This is a genomic window from Burkholderia crassaminum, from assembly GCF_964265005.1.
GTDB lineage: Bacteria > Pseudomonadota > Gammaproteobacteria > Burkholderiales > Burkholderiaceae > Burkholderia.
On the sequence record NZ_OZ183800.1, the window covers coordinates 2,998,650 to 3,016,447 of the forward strand.

General features: G+C 64.4%; 18 protein-coding genes. 10 read left to right on the plus strand and 8 right to left on the minus strand.

Going from position 1 to position 17,798, the window contains the following annotated elements:
• The first annotated feature begins 2 nt into the window (after positions 1–2).
• The 3 genes from ACPTTF_RS30495 to ACPTTF_RS30505 all read left to right on the plus strand — a co-directional run bounded on the left by ACPTTF_RS30495 (position 3) and on the right by ACPTTF_RS30505 (position 2,753).
• Positions 3–1,457 carry a virulence factor gene (locus tag ACPTTF_RS30495; protein WP_423369423.1) on the plus strand — a complete coding sequence of 485 codons (1,455 nt, stop codon included), beginning with the start codon at positions 3–5 and terminating at the stop codon, positions 1,455–1,457.
• A 9-nt stretch (positions 1,458–1,466) separates the two neighbouring features.
• Positions 1,467–1,724 carry a PAAR domain-containing protein gene (locus ACPTTF_RS30500; protein ID WP_166954963.1) on the plus strand — a complete coding sequence of 86 codons (258 nt, stop codon included), beginning with the start codon at positions 1,467–1,469 and terminating at the stop codon, positions 1,722–1,724.
• 279 nt (positions 1,725–2,003) lie between these two features.
• Positions 2,004–2,753, plus strand: a complete 750-nt coding sequence (locus ACPTTF_RS30505; protein ID WP_423369424.1) for a hypothetical protein — start codon at positions 2,004–2,006, stop codon at positions 2,751–2,753.
• A 197-nt stretch (positions 2,754–2,950) separates the two neighbouring features.
• On the opposite strand, the gene ACPTTF_RS30510 is transcribed toward ACPTTF_RS30505, so the two are convergent.
• Complete coding sequence (locus tag ACPTTF_RS30510; protein ID WP_423391193.1) at positions 2,951–3,157, minus strand: hypothetical protein; 207 nt, start codon at positions 3,155–3,157, stop codon at positions 2,951–2,953.
• Between the two features lie 31 nt (positions 3,158–3,188).
• Between ACPTTF_RS30510 and ACPTTF_RS30515 the strand changes: the two genes are divergently transcribed.
• On the plus strand, positions 3,189–3,515 hold the full coding sequence (locus ACPTTF_RS30515) for a hypothetical protein (RefSeq protein WP_423391194.1): 327 nt from the start codon (positions 3,189–3,191) through the stop codon (positions 3,513–3,515).
• A gap of 114 nt (positions 3,516–3,629) precedes the next feature.
• Complete coding sequence (locus ACPTTF_RS30520; RefSeq protein WP_423369426.1) at positions 3,630–5,360, plus strand: ABC-F family ATP-binding cassette domain-containing protein; 1,731 nt, start codon at positions 3,630–3,632, stop codon at positions 5,358–5,360.
• 61 nt (positions 5,361–5,421) lie between these two features.
• Here the strand turns inward: ACPTTF_RS30520 and ACPTTF_RS30525 are convergent, their stop codons facing one another.
• Both ACPTTF_RS30525 and ACPTTF_RS30530 read right to left on the minus strand, forming a co-directional pair.
• Positions 5,422–5,733, minus strand: a complete 312-nt coding sequence (locus ACPTTF_RS30525; protein WP_423369427.1) for a GNAT family N-acetyltransferase — start codon at positions 5,731–5,733, stop codon at positions 5,422–5,424.
• A gap of 268 nt (positions 5,734–6,001) precedes the next feature.
• Complete coding sequence (locus ACPTTF_RS30530; protein WP_423369428.1) at positions 6,002–7,129, minus strand: aminotransferase class V-fold PLP-dependent enzyme; 1,128 nt, start codon at positions 7,127–7,129, stop codon at positions 6,002–6,004.
• A 335-nt stretch (positions 7,130–7,464) separates the two neighbouring features.
• On the opposite strand from ACPTTF_RS30530, the gene ACPTTF_RS30535 reads away from it, so the two are divergent.
• Positions 7,465–8,646, plus strand: coding sequence for a serine hydrolase domain-containing protein (locus ACPTTF_RS30535; protein WP_423369429.1), 1,182 nt, complete (start codon positions 7,465–7,467; stop codon positions 8,644–8,646).
• Positions 8,647–8,736: 90 nt separating this feature from the next.
• Here ACPTTF_RS30535 and ACPTTF_RS30540 read toward each other — a convergent pair whose 3' ends face one another.
• From ACPTTF_RS30540 to ACPTTF_RS30555, 4 genes are all read right to left on the minus strand, one after another.
• The gene (locus ACPTTF_RS30540; RefSeq protein WP_423369430.1) at positions 8,737–9,909 is read right to left on the minus strand and encodes an NAD(P)/FAD-dependent oxidoreductase; all 1,173 of its coding nucleotides are present in this window, start codon (positions 9,907–9,909) and stop codon (positions 8,737–8,739) included.
• A gap of 195 nt (positions 9,910–10,104) precedes the next feature.
• Positions 10,105–11,256, minus strand: a complete 1,152-nt coding sequence (locus tag ACPTTF_RS30545) for a branched-chain amino acid ABC transporter substrate-binding protein (protein WP_423369431.1) — start codon at positions 11,254–11,256, stop codon at positions 10,105–10,107.
• A 428-nt stretch (positions 11,257–11,684) separates the two neighbouring features.
• Positions 11,685–11,876 (minus strand): CsbD family protein, encoded by a 192-nt coding sequence (locus ACPTTF_RS30550; protein WP_166954979.1) that lies wholly within the window; start codon positions 11,874–11,876, stop codon positions 11,685–11,687.
• 140 nt (positions 11,877–12,016) lie between these two features.
• Complete coding sequence (locus ACPTTF_RS30555; RefSeq protein ID WP_423369432.1) at positions 12,017–13,549, minus strand: PAS domain S-box protein; 1,533 nt, start codon at positions 13,547–13,549, stop codon at positions 12,017–12,019.
• Positions 13,550–13,919: 370 nt separating this feature from the next.
• On the opposite strand from ACPTTF_RS30555, the gene ACPTTF_RS30560 reads away from it, so the two are divergent.
• From ACPTTF_RS30560 to ACPTTF_RS30575, 4 genes are all read left to right on the plus strand, one after another.
• Positions 13,920–14,084 (plus strand): hypothetical protein, encoded by a 165-nt coding sequence (locus tag ACPTTF_RS30560; RefSeq protein WP_166954983.1) that lies wholly within the window; start codon positions 13,920–13,922, stop codon positions 14,082–14,084.
• Between the two features lie 57 nt (positions 14,085–14,141).
• Complete coding sequence (locus tag ACPTTF_RS30565; RefSeq protein WP_423369433.1) at positions 14,142–14,492, plus strand: BON domain-containing protein; 351 nt, start codon at positions 14,142–14,144, stop codon at positions 14,490–14,492.
• A gap of 56 nt (positions 14,493–14,548) precedes the next feature.
• Positions 14,549–14,746, plus strand: a complete 198-nt coding sequence (locus ACPTTF_RS30570) for a CsbD family protein (protein WP_011356274.1) — start codon at positions 14,549–14,551, stop codon at positions 14,744–14,746.
• Positions 14,747–15,005: 259 nt separating this feature from the next.
• Positions 15,006–16,514: a DKNYY domain-containing protein gene (locus tag ACPTTF_RS30575; protein ID WP_423369434.1), complete on the plus strand. Its 1,509-nt coding sequence runs from the start codon at positions 15,006–15,008 to the stop codon at positions 16,512–16,514.
• A gap of 131 nt (positions 16,515–16,645) precedes the next feature.
• On the opposite strand, the gene ACPTTF_RS30580 is transcribed toward ACPTTF_RS30575, so the two are convergent.
• Positions 16,646–17,674, minus strand: coding sequence for a DUF1338 domain-containing protein (locus ACPTTF_RS30580; RefSeq protein ID WP_423369435.1), 1,029 nt, complete (start codon positions 17,672–17,674; stop codon positions 16,646–16,648).
• Positions 17,675–17,798 lie beyond the last annotated feature (124 nt).

Consider the following 17,798-nt stretch of genomic DNA (forward strand, 5'->3'; position numbering starts at 1 on the left):
TGATGATAGCTGTGCTCGCCTTTATTGTTACGGCGGGCGTGGTTCTGCTGTTGTGGCACCCGGCGAGTGCGTTGCGCACCGAAACACTCACATCGGAATCCTTGATGAAGCGTCTTATCCTGCTGCCGTTGTTGGTTGCCGCGATGGTCCTGGCGTTTACAACCGCCTGGTGGAAGAGCCGTGCGCCCCAGGTGGTGACAGCTGCGCCGGAAGTCAGCGCGGGAGCGGCAATTCCGTCCGACAAGCCCTTCATGGCGCAAGTGGTCGGACTCGTTTGGCTCAACCCGTTACAACGGCGCGACTACCCGACCGAATGGCAAGTGCTGTGGACCATGGGGCTGGTGAAGCCGAACAAAAACGACGACATGGTCCGCACCGATCCGAAGAGTTTTACGACACTTCAACCGGTTGCTGGGATCGCGTACGGAGTCCATGGCGAAGAAACGTTTGAGGGCTTCTATCACAAATATATCGAGACGCTCACTCCGCTTTTTGGTGAGAAGTACGTCATGAACCCGGACTATTTTTATACGGTCAAGCCGGAGAACAAGAAGAAATGGAGAGAGGTTGCAGGCATTCATGTCGAGGCGGCACTACCGAGCAGACTGAAAGCGAAGGCGTCGACGGACTATCTCCGAGACCAGATAATCAGCGAGTTCGAAATCGGAAACGCCGAGTTCACTGATTTGTGGAGTGACAACACGCCACCGGACGTTCGTGTCACCCAAGGCGGCCCAAACACTGGCTTCACTTCCCTGACCCATGCGCTCGACTATCTGCGTGCGCATCCTGACAAAAGCGTCTGGGTGATGAACTGGGACGCACCGAGCTTCCCGCCCAACGACGAGCAGATGAACGAGAACATGGTCCTGATGATCCTGACCGGGCCGGACTTCAAGACCCAACGTGAACCGCTCGCATGGATCGGCCGACCGGCGACGGGCGACACGAAGGCATTCGAAGCAAAAGTGCGCGAGCCACGCTCAGTGCAAGCGTGGAAGGCAACGATCAAGCAGGCCGCAAAAAATGCGGGGATCGGTGTCACCGACCTCAAGTTCATCGTGCACGACGCTGGTCATGGCAGCGACGCGGCATCGGCTCGCCTCGCCTCACTGTCCCAGTCGTTGACCGAAACGCTCCCGGAATACGACCACGTGAAGCAGACCTTCAATACGGCCGCGGTGCTCGGCGACATGGGCACCGGGTCCGCGCTCACCGACGTGGTTCTGGCGATCGGCCGGGCCAATCACCTGGGTGGCAACACACTAGTGGCGGGCACGACCGCCTCCGACCACCCAGTGGCGGTCGTCGTGAAGCCGCCTAGCAAATTGACGGCGATCGATCCCGACCGCAACTGGTTCCGGGCAGGCGGCGAAGGGGATGCGTATCTGCCATGGTGGGGCAAGCGATTCGACGGCGACTATCCCGATTGGCGCGGGCAAGGCTATTCGTATTGAGGAAGCAGTATGCGCGGCGTGATTCGAGTAGGCGATCGGCATAGTCACGGCGGAACCGTGGAAACCGGCGCGCCGAACAGCAAGGTCATGGGGCGTGCGGTTGGTCGTATCGGCGACCGTTGCATCTGTCCCGAGCACGGTGAAGTCGTCATTGCAGAGGGTGATGCGAACCTCAAAGTCGACGGGGCCAACGCCGCGCTCGACGGCCACAAGACCTCATGCGGTGCAGTCCTGTTTTCCAGCCTGTCTACGTCCGGGCGACCATGAGCGCTAGTGACATGACGCCGCCTGATCTACCGCTGCTTCATGGCAGCGCTTCATGGAAATCGCGGGTCTCTTCGGACCGGCGAAAACTCAACCTATGAGGCGATCCAGTCGACTTCGCAAGACGTTTGCAGTCTTGCGAAGTCGGTGTCGCTAATCGGCCAGAAGCGGTCGGTCGACGTCAACGCCTAGATCGTTGACAATGGCCGTGCCGGTCCGTCGATGGCCCGGCGCGGAAATCCAGATCGTAAGTCTCAATTGCTGTCAAATGGGGACAACCAGATGAAACTTGAGGCCGGATATGGTCAGACGTTTCAGTATGTGCGACAAAATGCGCACGACCTGACGTACGACGTTGGGTTTCACGTATATCAGCGCAACGACGGAACATTCATATTCGGCTACGAAGTCGTGCAGGATGCAACCGATTGTCGATTCGGAAATGGCGCTAGTAGGTTGGACTTCGAGGGTACGCGCGAAGAAGCGGCAGCACATGTGCGGGCATTACTAGAAAAGATGATCGATAATCTGACGGACGAGGGTGGGGAGAGAGTAACGCGAACAGGCGAACGTGCCGGTTATCGGATTGTCGAATGGAACGAAGGGACTGACGGGGCTATCGAGGACATAGTTCTACGTTGTCCGGAATTAGTGCTCGGGCGATATATTGCAATTGCAAGTTGTGACAGCGGACCATATACGCCGACCGATGAGGAATTCACGGCGGGATGGTCAAAATTCGGCGAACTCGCGGTCAGTCCATTAGTCAAGGCGGTATCGCGGCTTCCGATGCCAGGCTTTGATGAGTGGTATGTGTACGATAGGCTTATCAAGTTTGAATCCCATTCAAACTTCGTGAATCGTTTAGGTTTTAGCCCGCTCAACGTCAATGACAAGTACACCGAAGAATTCTGGAAACAGGTTGCCAAGTTAGAGCCTCTGCACGTGCTTGGATCGGGCACACCCGGTTTGTTCTTGGTCACGCGTGACGAATTTCTTTTCCAGGCAGCAGTTCGTGAAGTAGAGCTTTGAAGGCGACGGGGCACGCGTTGTTACGCCGCAGCGCGTGCCGGCCAGCAGTAGATCGAAAGTGACAGCAATACGGAAAGGCGACGGTCTCCTATGGGTCACAAAGTACCGTTCGCACCTGTCGGCACCGGTCATGTATCGCACGCGGTCGCTTCTGGGCCTTGTAGAACGGGGCGGTCACGAGATGAAAGATTATCTCGTCAGCCTTGACCAATACCTCCCCCGCCCTTTGGTGTGTCCTTGCCAACCGGCTGCGGCGGTCGGAATCGGCGAAGGCCGTTCACTCTCACAATGAAGCGCTGCAGCTGCTCCCTGGCCTCCAGGTAGCGAAATCCGGGCACGGCCGCCGGTTGTGCGTCGTGCAGCACCAGCACGCGCTCGATCACCCGCTGCTCCTGGTCAAGCAACAGGCAAGGGTAATCCTGCCCGATCCGCTTGATGCAGGCGTCTAGCGCGGCGGCAAGGCACGACATCGCCGCCCGCCGCGGCCTCGCCCCACACGAAGTACGCGAGATAGACAATCCGGATCAGCGCGTTGAAACGAAGCAGATCATCCTGCACTACCCTCAGAAAGGCGGCCACTCCTCGCTCGGCCCCCTTTCAGTGACCTCCGTAAAGAACGCTGCATTGCTATATACTTTCAAGCCTATTCAACTTCTTTTAAAAAAGGAGGTAAATATGGTTCTGCTTGCGCGCCAAGTGATGTTGGTGCATTTCTTCAGCACATCGACCCGCTCCTGCCTGAGTTCCATCGCGCTGCGATAACCCGGTCAGAGCAAAGTTCACGCTACATTCTCGAGTTCTTTCTCGACTCTTTGTTGTCGCCAGCGCTCCTGTTGACAGGGACAAACACGTCCCCCAAAAAGACAAGAGCTAGGTATGACGACCCTGATCTCCGCACTTTCTGTGCAACTGGAAACCAGCCAAGGCCCGCTGTTCCAGGATCTTTCCCTTACTGTAGAACTCGGCGACCGTATCGGCCTTATTGGCCATAACGGCTGCGGCAAAAGCAGTCTGCTTGGCGTACTCGCTGGTGCCCGCGAACTGAGCGCGGGCAACGTTCACTACAGCGGGCAATGCCGCCTTCAGCACGTGGAGCAGCACCTGCCGGCGCGGCTGGCGGGACTGACGGCACGTGAAGCACTGCTGGAAGTCGTGGATACACTGTCCGCACAACACTGGCGTGTCGACAGTCTGCTGCATGACCTGGACTTATCCGCAGCGGCGAACACTACGGTGGCCAACCTCAGCGGCGGCCAGCACACGCGCTTGCTACTCGGGCGTGCCGTGTTGCTCGAGCCCAACCTGCTGCTCCTGGACGAGCCGAGCAACCATCTGGATCTGCCGTCGTTGCTGTGGCTGGAGGATTTCCTGCAACGCTGGCAGGGCGGCCTCATCCTCGTGTCGCACGACGCGCGACTGCTGGACAAACTGAGCGAAAAAAGCTGGATTCTGCGCGATCAGCGCGTGTACAGCTTCGACATGCCATGCAGCAACGCGTTGGTCGCCCTCGCCGATGCCGACGCGGCGGCGCAGGTGCGCCGTGCCGCCGAACAAAAGGAAATTGACCGGCTCGCCGTCAGCAGCAAACGCATCGCCATCTGGGGCCGTGAGCATGACAATGAAAAGCTGCTGCGGCAGGCGCGCTCAATGCAAAAGCGTGTCGACAAACTCAAGGAAGAACAAACGTTCGTGAGCCACGGCAGCCCCTGGCGTCTGAAACTGGCGGGTAGCAAGCTGGAGGCCGATAACTTGCTTGCTTTCGAAGGTCTGCAGGTGTTTGCCCGGCCCGAGCAACCGCCGCTGTTTCAGATCGATAACCTGTGGTTGCGCCCAGGCGACAAGGTCGCGCTACTTGGCAGCAACGGTACGGGCAAATCATCGTTGTTGCGTCAGTGCTGGAGCGATGTACGGCAGGGAGAAGCACGCGCCGGGTGGCGCTTTCATCCGTTGGCAAACATCGCGTACTACGATCAATCGCTGCAGCAACTGCCCGACAGCGCTACGCTATCCGACGCACTGTCCGAGTTTGTGCGGGTTGGCGACAGAGAACGACGGCAAGCGTTGATCGCGGCGGGCTTCGCTTATCCGCGGCACAACCAGACCGTCGCCACGTTGAGCGGTGGTGAGCGCGCACGTCTGCTGTTTCTGGCACTGTCGATGGCCAGCTATCACCTGCTATGGCTGGATGAGCCGACCAATCACCTCGACATGGCCGGCAAGCGCGAACTTGCCGAGGCTCTTGCCACGTTTGCCGGCGGCTTCATTCTTGTCTCGCACGATCGCGAGTTGATCGAGCACAGTTGCAATCGTTTCTGGGCGATCCATGACGGGCGCTTGCAGGAGTGGCCGGATGCCGAGAGCGCGTACCGACTTTTGTATGTTGCTCGCGAAGAGGTATCCGCGCCTGAACCCGAGCCAGCAGGTGTGACTGATCACGGCACGCATTCGCCCCAGAGCGAAGCGGAAGCGCAATGGCAGCGTTGGTGCGAACTGGACGCCTTGCTGGAAACGGACCTCGCACGCAAAAAGAAACACCAAAAGCCAAACTTGCAGCAGAAGTGGCGTGAAGAGATGTCGCAGTTGGAGCAAGCGCTCGGGCCTTTCTGAGAACTGGCGTTGGTAGATCGTGCACCAGCACATCTACCAACTCACATCGGCCACCCACGCGCTACGCAATCCGCAAAAACATCCCCGCCTTCTCCGGCAGCAACGACGGCTGAAAACCGTAGCGTTCGTAGAACTTCGGTGTCCCGTGATCCGCCATCAGGCTGACATACGCGGTCGGCGGCGCATTCTCGTGAACGTAGCGCATCAGCGCCCGCATGATCAGGTCGCCCACGCCTTTCTTCTGGTGAGCGGGCAACACCGCGATATCCACGATCTCGAAGAAGCAGCCGCCGTCGCCGATGACCCGGCCAATTCCGACCGGGACACTGTCGCAGTAGGCCACGACGCTGAAGAGCCCGTTCTTCAACCCCATCGTCGCGGCCTGCTCCGACTTCCTGCTCAACCCTGCGGCGAGACGAATGTCGATGTATGCGGATACCGACGGGACTTCCTGTCGAACGATGTATGCCATGCGAGCCTTTCAGGTTAGCGGTACAGGCAGATGGATCGACCCCGCTGCGCATGAGCACGTCGAGCCCGGAACCCGAGTGCGCATCAAACAAGACCATGAACAGCGCGAGGCGGCGGGCCACAGGTGCAGCCACCCACAGCCCACTGCCCCACCCAATCCGCAAAGCGTCTTAAAGAACCCGCTCCAGCGCGTCGGCGAACCGTGCAACCGCACCGTCGACATCATGCAGCTTGTCCAGCCCGAACAAGCCCAAACGGAAGGTCTTGAAATCCTCCGGCTCGTCGCATTGCAGCGGCACGCCGGCCGCGATCTGCAAGCCGACGTCGGCGAACTTCTTCCCCGATCGAATCCCGTCGTCATCCGTATAGCAGACCACGACACCCGGTGCCTCGAAGCCCTCAGCCGCCACGCTCCGGAAGCCCTTGTCGGCCAGCAGCGCACGAATGCGATTGCCGAGCTCGAGCTGCTCCGCTTTCACCTTGTCGAAGCCGTATGCCTCGGTTTCCTTCATCACGTCGCGCAGCGTCGTGAGGCTGTCCGTGGGCATCGTCGCGTGGTACGCGAACCCGCCGCCCTCATAAGCCTCCATGATCTGCAGCCACTTGCGGAGATCGCACGCGAAGCTGGTGCTGGTCGTCGCATCGATGCGTTCGCGGGCGAGCGGGCTCAACATGACCATTGCGCAGCACGGCGACGCGCTCCAGCCCTTCTGCGGCGCGCTGATCAGGATATCGACGCCACTCGCCTGCATGTCGACCCACACCGTGCCGGACGCGATGCAATCCAGCACGAACATGCCGCCGACGGCATGCACGGCGTCGGCCACCGCGCGCAGATACCCATCGGGCAGCATCATCCCGGACGCGGTTTCGACATGCGGCGCAAAGACCAGATCCGGCTTGTGTTCCTTGATCGCGGCGACCACTTCGTCGATCGGGGCCGGCGCATACGCGGCCTGCCGTCCCGCTTCGACCGGGCGCGCCTTCAGCACCGTCGTCTCGGACGGAATGCTGCCCATGTCGAAAATCTGCGACCAGCGGAAACTGAACCAGCCGTTGCGGATGACGAGGCACTTCTTGTTCGTTGCAAACTGCCGCGCGACGGCTTCCATGCCGAACGTCCCGCTGCCCGGAACGATCACGACCGACTTCGCGTTGTAGACTTTTTTCAGCGTGCCGGAGATGTCGCGCATGACGCCCTGAAAGCGTTGCGACATATGGTTGACCGAGCGATCGGTGTACACCACCGAATATTCGAGGAGCCCCTCGCGGTCAACATCGGGAAGTAAACCAGGCATGCTCGCCTCCGGTGAAAGATGAACGATGGATTCTGGGCAAGCAGTGTCCGTGACGCGATACCGCCCTGCACCAATGCAATTGCGTTATTTCCTCGACGACAGCAGATTCTAACGAACGCCGCGCGCCGCTTGGGGCATATTTTGTCAGCTAACCGGCGCAGGCCCGACGTGGTGCGCCGCAACGGGGCTGCCGTGGCCCCCGGCTGAATCCCCCGCCCCGTGGCCGTCAGCGCCGGTCGGTGCGGCGCACGAAGCCCTGTTCCATGTGTGGATTAACGGCGCTTTCCGCGTGCGCCGCCTAACATGTCGGCTCCCCCTTCACGACAGAGTCCTCGATGATCCCCAACCGCGCATCATCACAGCAGCCGTCGACCGATCCCGCACTCGCCGGGCGCGTCGACGCGGTACTGTCCCGTCAACTCGAAACGCACCGCCTCGTCGGCGCGGTCGTCCTGGTCGCACGCGACGGCGAACTCGTCTATCGCCGCGCGGCCGGGTTCGCCGACCGCGAAGCGCACACGCCGATGCGCGAGGACACGCTGTTCAGGCTCGCGTCGGTGACGAAGCCGATCGTAGCCGCAGCCGCGATGGCGCTCGTCGCCCAGCAGAAGCTGTCGCTCGACGACGACGTCACGCGCTGGCTGCCCGAGTTCCGCCCGGCGCTGCGTGACGGCAGCGTGCCGGTGATCAGGGTGCGTCACCTGCTCACGCATACCGCCGGCCTCGGCTATCGCTTCGCGGAAGCCGACGCGACGGGCGCCTATGCACGCGCGGGCGTCTCCGACGGGCTCGATGCCGCCTCGATCACGCTCGCCGAAAACGTGCGCAGGATCGCGAGCGTACCGCTGCAGTACGCGCCGGGAACCGGCTGGAACTATTCGCTCTCCATCGACGTGGTCGGCGCGCTGATCGAGGCGGTCAGCGGACTGCCGCTCGCCGACGCAATCGATACGCTCGTGCTCCACCCGCTCGGCACGCGCGACACGGGATTCGTCGCACGCGACTCCGCGCGGCTCGCGACGCCCTACGTCAATGACACGCCGCAACCGCACCGGCTTGCCGAAAACGAAGCCGTGCCCATCTTCGAGGGCTCCGTCGGCGTGACGTACTCGCCGTCGCGCGCGCTCGACGCGAACGCCTTCGCATCGGGCGGCGCCGGCATGGTCGGCACTGCCGGTGACGTGCTGAATGTGCTGGACACGCTGCGGGCGGGCGGCGGCACGCTGCTGCCGGCCGACCTGGTCGACGAGATGGGCCGCGTCCACACCGGCAACCTCGAGTTGCCCGACCTGCCCGGCACGGGTTTCGGGATCGGGTTTTCCGTGTTGCGCGACCCGCACGCGGCGGCATCGCCGGAATCCGTGGGCACCTGGCGCTGGGGAGGCGTGTACGGGCATTCGTGGTTCGTCGACCGCGCACGCGGGCTCACCGTCGTATCGCTGTCGAACACGCTTTACGAAGGGATGAACGGCCAGTACACGGTGGATCTGCGCGACGCGGTTTACGGCGTCGGCTGACACGCGCAAAAAAAGAGCCCGACACAGTCGGGCCAATGAGTTGAGACACAAGGAGAATCCCGCCCACCACACCGGGCGGGGTACGCCGCGCTACACGACGTTCTTTTCGACGATCGGCCGGTTTTCCAGCACGCGCGCCCAGCCGAGCGTCGACAGGTCGAGCGTGTCGTAACGCCCGCCCAGAATGAGTTCACTGACCCCGCGCCCCGTCGCCGGCCCTTGCTGCAGCCCGTGGCCGCTGTAGCCGTTTGCGAACACGACGTTATCGAGTTCCGGGTGATAGCCGATGATCGCGTTGTGGTCGAACACGTTGTACTCGTAGTATCCGGACCAGCAGTTCTCCACGCGCAGCGCCTCGAACTCCGGCACGCGGTTCGCGAGCGTCGGCCAGATCACCTCGTCGAACAGGTCGTGGTCGACTTCGTCGAGCGGCAGGTCGTCCGGGTCGCGATCCGGGCTCGGCGACGTCCCGCAAATGTACGTCCGCCCTTCCGGCCGGAAATACACGCCGGTCGGGTCGATCAGCAGCGGGCAATCCGTGAGCCGGGCCGGCGACGACACGTTGAAGATGCTGCGGCGCCGCGCATAAACAGGAATGTCGATGCCCATCATCGACGACAGCGTGCGGGCCCACGCGCCTGCCGCGTTGACGAGCGTGTCGCACGCATAGTGTTCGCCGTCGGCCGTGACCACCTGCGTGACCTTGCGGCCTTCGCGCACCACCGCCTTCACATCGGACGACACATAGCGCGCACCCAGCGCCTGCGCCTTCTTGCGCAATGCCTGCACGAGCCCGTAGCCGTCGAACCAGCCTTCGCCGCTCACGCCATACGCGCCCGACACGAGATCGTCGACGTTCAGCCACGGAAACTTCGCGCGCAGCGCATCGCGGTCCATCAACCGGATATCCGCGCCGAGGCTCGTCTGCAGCGCATGGTTCTCGCGCAGCGTCGCATCGCCGGCCGGCGTCGCGAGGAACAGGTAGCCGCCTTCGTGCAGGTCGATCGACGGCTGATGGCCGTCCACTTCGAGCCGTTCGCCGATCGTGCGCAGGAAGTCGATGCCGAACAGCGACATCTCGATCGACAGCGGCGTCGAGAACTGCTGGCGAATCGACGCGGCCGACAACGCCGACGACGATCTCGCATAGGTGGGGTCGCGCTCGATCACGGTCACGGATACCGTGGGATCGGTGGCGCGCAGGAAATAGGCGATCGAGCTGCCGATCACACCACCGCCGACGATGACGACTTGAGAACTCACGACTGACTCCAGTTGCACATGGTGGGCGCGGCCAGCCGGCCACGCCCGTGGGTTGTTCGTGCCGCGTCGCACGCGGCGTCGCGCGGGCAGACTCGTGCGGCTGCAACACCGGCGTGCGCCGCGATCGCAACCGATCGCTGATGGCATTTCAGCACGTCCGGCAGCGCCGCGAAAGTCCGCGCGCGCCTGTTGCGTTCAATCCGCCGATTTCGTCGTGACGGGCTGCCACGCGGCGTTCTTCACCTCATACAGCGTCGAGCTCGGGTTCTTCAGGTCGCCCGTGTTCGTGAACGCGATCGTGCCCGTGATGCCGTCGTAGCGCGTGCCCTTCAGCGCGCCGTTGAAATCGGCCGGCTTCGTCGAGTTCGCCTTCTGCATCGCGTTGATCGCGATCCACGTCGCGTCGTACGCGAACGGCGCATACGCGAGCATGTCGATGCCGTACTTCTGCTTGAATTTCGTTTCGAACTGCTTGCCCTTCGCGAGACGCGACAGCGGCTGCCCGTATTCCCACACGGCCGCGCCTTCCGCCGCATTGCCGGCCAGCTTGATGAAGTTCGCGTTCATCACGCCGCCGCCCGCGAGGAACTGCGCACGGATGCCGAGCTGGCGCATGCGCTTCACGAGCATCGCGGCCTGCGCGTCGAGGCCGCCGAAGAACACGAGATCGGCGTTGGTGCTCTTGATCTTCGTGAGCTGCGCACTGAAGTCCACCGCCTTGTCGTTCGTGAATTCGCGCGCGACGACCGTGCCGCCGTTCGCCTTCACGGACTTCTCGAATTCGTCGGCTTCGCCCTGGCCGAACGCGGTGCGGTCGTCGATGATCGCGATGCGCTTCGCCTTGGTCACGCTCGCCGCATAGGCGCCTGCGTTGCCGGCGTTCTGCGTATCGGTCGCGATCACGCGGTACACGGTGCCGAGCCCGGCGCGCGTGATGTCGGGATTGGTCGCCGACGGCGTGATCATCGGAATGCCGGCCTTCGCGTAGATCTTCGACGCGGGCAACGTCGTGCCCGAATTGAAGTGGCCGATCACGACGGCCACCTGCGCGTCGGCGAGTTGCTGCGCGGCCTGCACGCCGGTGCGCGGATCGCTCTGGTCGTCCTGCGACGCAACGACGAACTTCACGGGCTTGCCGCCCACCGTCGTATGCGCGGCATTCGCTTCGTCGACCGCCATGCGCACGCCGTTCTCGATGTCCTTGCCGTACGCGGCGCCACCGCCCGTCAGCGGGCCGGCCACGCCGACCTTGACGACCGTCTCCTGCGCGTGAGCCGCGCCCGTCTGGAGCGCGAGGATCGCGGCGGTCAATGCGACGCCGGAAAGCGAACGAATGCGGAACGTCATGACAATCCTTGTTCTGGGGGCCGGGATGCAACGCGCGACTGCCGCGCGTCGGCAACCTCTCGCGTGCCGGTCATGTCGTCCGCCACCGGGGCGTCATGCAACGTCCCTACCGGCCGATCGATCGCCGCGGCTCCGTCTCCGAAGAGCCTTTCATCGCGAAAGAGGTGAATGGATTGTGGGCAGCCAATACCCGTGCAGCAAACGAAATATCGGAACTATGTAGTGAGGATTTGTCATCAAGTTCCGCGTTCGCGGCCGGCCCGCGGCCCGCGCATCGGTGGGCCGCGGGCAAATCGTTGCCGAGGAATACCGCGCCGGCGCCCGCCCATCAAGGCCGGTCGTGGTCATGCCGGCGGCGCATCATCGTTGCGATGACGGCCCGGCCGGCCGTCGCGACAGCCGCGACGCCCGCGGCGCCGCGTCATCGGTCAGTGCCGATCGGTGCCCGTCTGCTTGCGCACCGCATCAGCCGCCTCGCCGGCCTTCTCCTGAAGCTTGCCGGCCTGCTGTTCGGCGACACCTTCCGCTTCCGTCTTGCGGTCGCCCGTCACCTTGCCGAGCGCTTCCTTGACCGAACCCTTGACCTGCTTGAGCTTGCCTTCGATGCGATTCCTGTCCATGGTCGTCTCCTGCGATGGTTGGAGAGAACCGGCGGCGTGACGGCCAGCGCCGCACCGCCGAGTGGACAGGATCGCAAGCAGGCGCCGCGCGCGGCAGATGCGGATGCACCAGCGCGCATGGTGCATTCGTACCGACGGCGTCAGTCCTTGCCCTTCGCGCCGCCCTTCTCGCCGCGCGCGCCATTCGCGTCGGCCGCGCCGACGATCCCGCGTTCGCGCGCCCACACGATCGCCTCGCCGCGGCTGTGCACGTCGAGCTTCGCGTAGATCGTCGCGACGTGATTGCGCACGGTGTTCGGCGCGAGCCCGAGGCGGCCGGCGATTTCCTTGTCCGCGAGACCGTGGCACAGCAGGTCGAACACGTCGCGCTCGCGCGCGGTCAGGTCCGACAGTTGCGCGCCCGCATCCGGCGCATTCGCGCGCCGCACGTTCGCCAGCTTCTCGATCAGCGTGCGGCTGAACCACGACGCATCCTGCATCGCGGTTTCGATCGCGTAGACGAGTTCCATCTCCGTGCGCTTGCGATCGCTGATGTCGAGCAGCGCGACGAGCAGGCAATCGCGGCCGTGTATCGCGACGGGATCGGCCGACACGACGCAATCGCGCACGTCGCCGTCACGCGTGCGAATCTGTACGTCGGCGTTACGCACGTTGCCGTCGCGTGCGAGCCGCCCTTCGATGCGCTGCCACGCGCCGCGTTCGGCCCACAGCCCGAGCTCGTCCGCGGATTTGCCGAGCAGGTCGTCCTGCGCGTGGCCCGTCATCGCGGCGAATGCGCCGTTCACGTCGAGCAATTCGAAGCGGTCGGCCGTGACGATCGCGGTGGCGACCGGCGCCATCCGGAACGCCGTCGCGAAGCGTTCCTCGCTCTGCTTGAGCGCGCGCTCGGCCTGCTTGCGCGGCTCGAGATCCATGAACGTGAACAGCATGCACGCCTCGTCGTTCATGTCGATCGGCTGCCCGGCGACGACCACCGCCTTCGTGCTGCCGTCCGCGCGTTTCAGCACGGCCTCCATCTGCGGGATCGTCGCGCCTTCGCCGAGCCGCTCGATCGCGAGTTCGCGCCGCTCGGCCTGGTCGAGCACGTCGACCTCGTACACCGAGCGGCCGAGCACGTCGTCGCGCGCGTGGCCGGTCATGTCGAGAAAGCCCTGGTTGACCTTCACGTAGCGCAGGTCGTCGAGCCGGCAGATCACGGCCGGCGCCGGGTTCGCGTTGAAGGTGCGCTCGAAGCGCTCCTCGGCGCTCGCCCATTCGGTCGCGTCGTGCAGCACGAGCGCGAGGCAGTCGGGTTCGCCGGCCGCGTTCGTCAGCACGAGGCTGCGGATGCGGTGGACCCAGCTCACGGTCTCGTCGGCGGCCGATTCGACTTCGACCGTCACGTCGCTGAACTCCTCGCCCGCGATCACGCGATCCATCGGATAGTGGCCGTCGCGCACCGGATGATTGTTCCGGTAGCGCAGCCGGAAGCGCTCGCGGTAATCGGTGACGGTCGCGCCGAGCGCCTTCAGCTCGGTCACGCCGTGCATCGCGAGCGCGGCCTCGTTCGCCCAGACGATCCGCTGGTCGGGCTCGACCAGGATGACGCCCTCGGTGAGCCCCGCGATGATCTGGTGCAGCTGGCGCCGGTCGGTGTGCGACTTCAGCGCCTGTTCGTTTACCTGTTCGTTCATCGAATGGTTGTCCATGTCGTCAGCATGACCGCCCCGGCCCGTTGCCGCTTCGTCGACACGCGCCGGCCGGCGCGTGTGGCGATGATCGCGTGCCGCACCCGTGCACGACAGGCGCGGATGCACTAGCCCCCATAGTACATTCGCACCGCGCGCCGCCACCGTGCGGCATCCCGCCGATCCCGCAGCATTCGCCGCGTCGGCTTTCCGCGCGCCGCAGCCAGCGGACGCACCGCCTCCCCTTCACGACGCCCCGTGCAAACGCACTAGCCGATCAGGTGAATTTGCGCGATGTCCTCGCACGTTCGCCCCGGTACGCTGGTCCTGCATCGGCGCTCATGCGCTGCCATCCGAACTGCAGAGGAGAAGCACGATGAAGCTCCATCAGACACCCGATCCGACGCGGCCCGAACCGCGTCCGGGCAGCCCGCCCGAACCGCCGCCCGGCACCGACCCGCCGGTTCCGCTGCCGCCCGACGTGCCGCGCCCGGACATCCCGCCGCGCGAGCCCGGCTACGACACGCCGATCGTCCGGTAGCGGACGGCGCCGTTCGTACGCTCCCATTCACCACGCCAATCGACGGAGAACCCATCCATGAACAAGCCCCGACACCTCACGACGCTGCTCGCCGTCAGCGCGGCGTTCCTGCTCGGCACCGCGCCGCTCACGAACGCGGTTGCGCAGGACGCATCGACCGACAACGGCATGAAGACCGAATCGAACCAGCCCGTCACCGACACGTGGATCACGACCAAGGTGAAGGGCCAACTGGCCGCCACCGACGGCCTGAAGAGTGTCGACATCAGCGTAAAGACCGTCGACGGCATCGTCACGCTGACGGGCGTGCTGCCGACGAAGATCGCCGTGAAGAAGGCGATCGCCGTGTCGCGCGCGGTCAAGGGCGTGAAGCACGTCGACGCATCCGGCCTGAAGGCGAAGGCCTGACCTCCGGGCGCGGCACGCCGCCGCGCCTTTTATCCCTGCATGACAAGGAGCACACGATGAACGAAGACAAGATCAAGGGCCAGTGGAAGCAGCTCTCCGGCAAGCTGAAGGCCAAGTGGGGCAAGCTGACCGACGACGACCTGGCCGTCGCGGAAGGCAATCGCGAGTATCTCGCCGGGAAGATCCAGGAACGTTACGGGATCGCCCGCGACGCGGCCGAGAAGCAGCTGAAGGAGTTCGATCGCGAGCTGTGACGCGACAGCGCATTCACGCAACCGCCGCGGCGCCAACAGCGTCGCGGCCACCAGGACGACGACATGGGCAAATACCTAATCGCCTGGCTGCTCGGCGTGCCGGCCGGGCTGCTGGTGCTGTTCTATCTGATCACGCACGTGTTCTGACGGCGCGGTATCCGGCGCCCGGCGCGCGCGCCGCCCGCATTCCTGCCCGCATTTCCGCCCGTATTCCACGGCATACTACGGCGACTGTCACGACACCCGCGCGCCATCCGCCATGCCCCAGCCGCCCTTGCAGGACACCAACCATCCCGACTACGCGATCACCGGCGACACCGTGATCCGCCGCTCGGACGGCCTGCCGCTGTGGGCCAAGGATGGCACGCCGCTGCCGATCGAACGGCCGCACGCGTTCCGCTGCATCGGCGGCCGCTGGTTCACCGACGGCGTACACGTGATCGTGCAAGGGCAACTCGGCAGCGCGATGGTGATGCTGTATTACTACCGGATCGAGGACGCCGATCTCGAGACGTTCGAGATCCTGAACCAGCGCTACGCGCGCGATGCGCGGCAGGCGTACTACATCACCGGCCGGACGATCCGCACGCGCAGCCCGCACACATTCCGGCCGCTCGTCTACGAAACCTGGAACCGTCCGACCGACGAACGCGGCGTGACGTTCGAGATGTGCGAGCACGAGTACATCGCGACCGACGACGAATCGATCTACATGAACGGCCGGCGCATCAACGGCTCGCATGGCGCGAGCGCGATCGGCTTTCCGGGTGGCTATTTCGCCGATGCCGATCGCGTGTACTACTACGGCCGGCCGAAGGACATCGATCGCGCGAGCTTCCTGTGCGGCCCCGACGAGGCCGGCTACCTGCGATGCACCGACCGGATCGGCCCGATCGAATCCGGCGCGCGGCAGACGGTGCAGGAGACGCGCATGTTCGACGAATGGCGCAGCTTCTTCACGATGCGCCCCGAACTGCGGGACTACTGGTGGCATCGGCAGCCCCAGCCGGCGTCGGGCACGACGGTGCGGTTCCAGGACGCGACGCTGACCGGCTTCGATCCCGCGACCTTCGCCGCGCGCGAGACGCTGTTCGACTTCGGTTCGATCGACTGGCTGTGCGGTGACGCGCACGGCATTCACTGGGCATACCGGACCTGTGCCGAGATGCCGATCGAGCTGACCCGCTTCTCGGACCAGCCGATCGATGCGCTGCGTGTGCTCGGCCCGCACTACTTCACCGATGGCGTCACGGTGTTCTACGCGTTCACGCCATCCCGGCCGCAGCCGCTGCGCGGCGCCGATCCGGCCGCGTTCCGCGTGCTGTCGGGCGGCTGGGCGCGCGACGCGACGCGGGCGTTTCATCTCGGCATCGTCAAGAAAGGCATCGACCCCGATCGGCTGCATGTCGAAGGCAGCTACGCATGGGACGGCGAGCGCCTGTTCTGCGACGGCAAGCCGCTGCAGGTCGACGTGCCGGCCAGCGAGCTCCAGGTGCTGCATCCGACGTTCCTGCGCGCCGGCGACAAGCTGTTCTTCGGCCGCCGGCCGGTATCGACGAAGCGCGTGCACCTGCCGACGCTCGAATTCCTCGACGACGATTTCGCGCGCGACAGCAAGCACGCGTATGTCGTCGGCTACGTGAGCCTCGTCGAGATCGACGGCGCCGATCCGGCCACGTTCCGCGTCGTCGAACCCGGGACCGCGGAGGACAGCGCCCGTCGCTACGACGCACGGACCTTGCGCGACGCCACCGCGCCGCGCGACTGACGCACGCCGCCCAACGCAATCGGGCAGGACGCTGTCGCGCCCTGCCCGATCGGTTGTCTCCGTCGGCAGCGGCCCGCCGGTGCCGGCACGGCGATCGCGCCGCCCACGCACCGCTGGCCGCGTCGCCTGTGTTACTTCGCCGCGTTCGCCGTCATCTTGAAGATGCCCTGCGCGTTACCCGCATCGAAACGCAGATCGGTCACCCAGCGGCGCGCCGCCTGGTCGAACGTGCGCTTGCGCGTGATGAACTCGTAGAACGAACCCGGCACGTTGCGCTTCACCGTGCCGCCGTCACGCGTGCGGAATTCGCGCTCGACGGTATCCGCGCGATACGCGGTCTGGAACACGCGGCCCGAGCGCGAACGCTCGACTTCCGGCTTCATCGGCCGGCCCTTCGCCTTCTCGTCGTCGGACAGCTTGAACACGTCGGCCACGCGGTCGGTCGCATGGTTGAACGCGTTGCCTTCGGTCGAGATCCACGCCATTTCCGCCGATTCCAGCAGCAGCGTTTCGTAGTCGAGCTCGTTCGGCAGGTCGTGCTGGCGCGCGAACGCACCGACGATCTCCGGCAGCAGCGCGTGCGCGGCGTCGAGCGAGAGCCAGCCTTCACGCTCGACTTCCCACAGCAGCGCGACGGCCGCCGGCGACAGCGGATCGCGCGACGTGCTCACGACGTTCGTCACGGCCTGCTGGAATTCCTTCGAGAAACGCTCCGGATGCAGCTCACTGACGAAGAACTGCGCGATTTCGTCCGGCGCGTCTTCATGCGCATACGCGCGGCCCGTCATGCCGAGCTTGTCGAGCGGGTAACGGCCGTTCAGGCGAAAACCGAGCGGACGCAGGATGCGCGTGAAAGCAGCCTCGCCCGGCGGCAGCGCGCCCGTGTTCGGCCAGCGCACCGTGCGTAGCGCGCCGTGATCGAAATAGACCGAGCCGCCGCTTTCGATCGCGTCGGCCGTGTACGCGCGGCCGTTCGCCGAACGTTCGAGCAGCCCTTCGAACAGCGCCATGTTCATCGCCTGCGCGATTTCCGCGCGCGTCACGACGCCGTCTTCCCATTCTTCGAGGATGGCCGGCATGTTCAGGGTCGAGAACAGGGCGTCGGTCTTCGCCTGTCCCAGCAGCTTCGTCAGCAAGCTCTCGATATTCGGATTGCGCATCAGGATTCTCGTCTCGGGGGACCGCCGGCAAACGTGCCGGCACTCGTTGGCCGGCCGCCCTGCGGGCGCCTGGCCTTGCGTGGGGAGCATTATTCAAAGGGTTGCAGCCGGGCGTAAAGCGAGA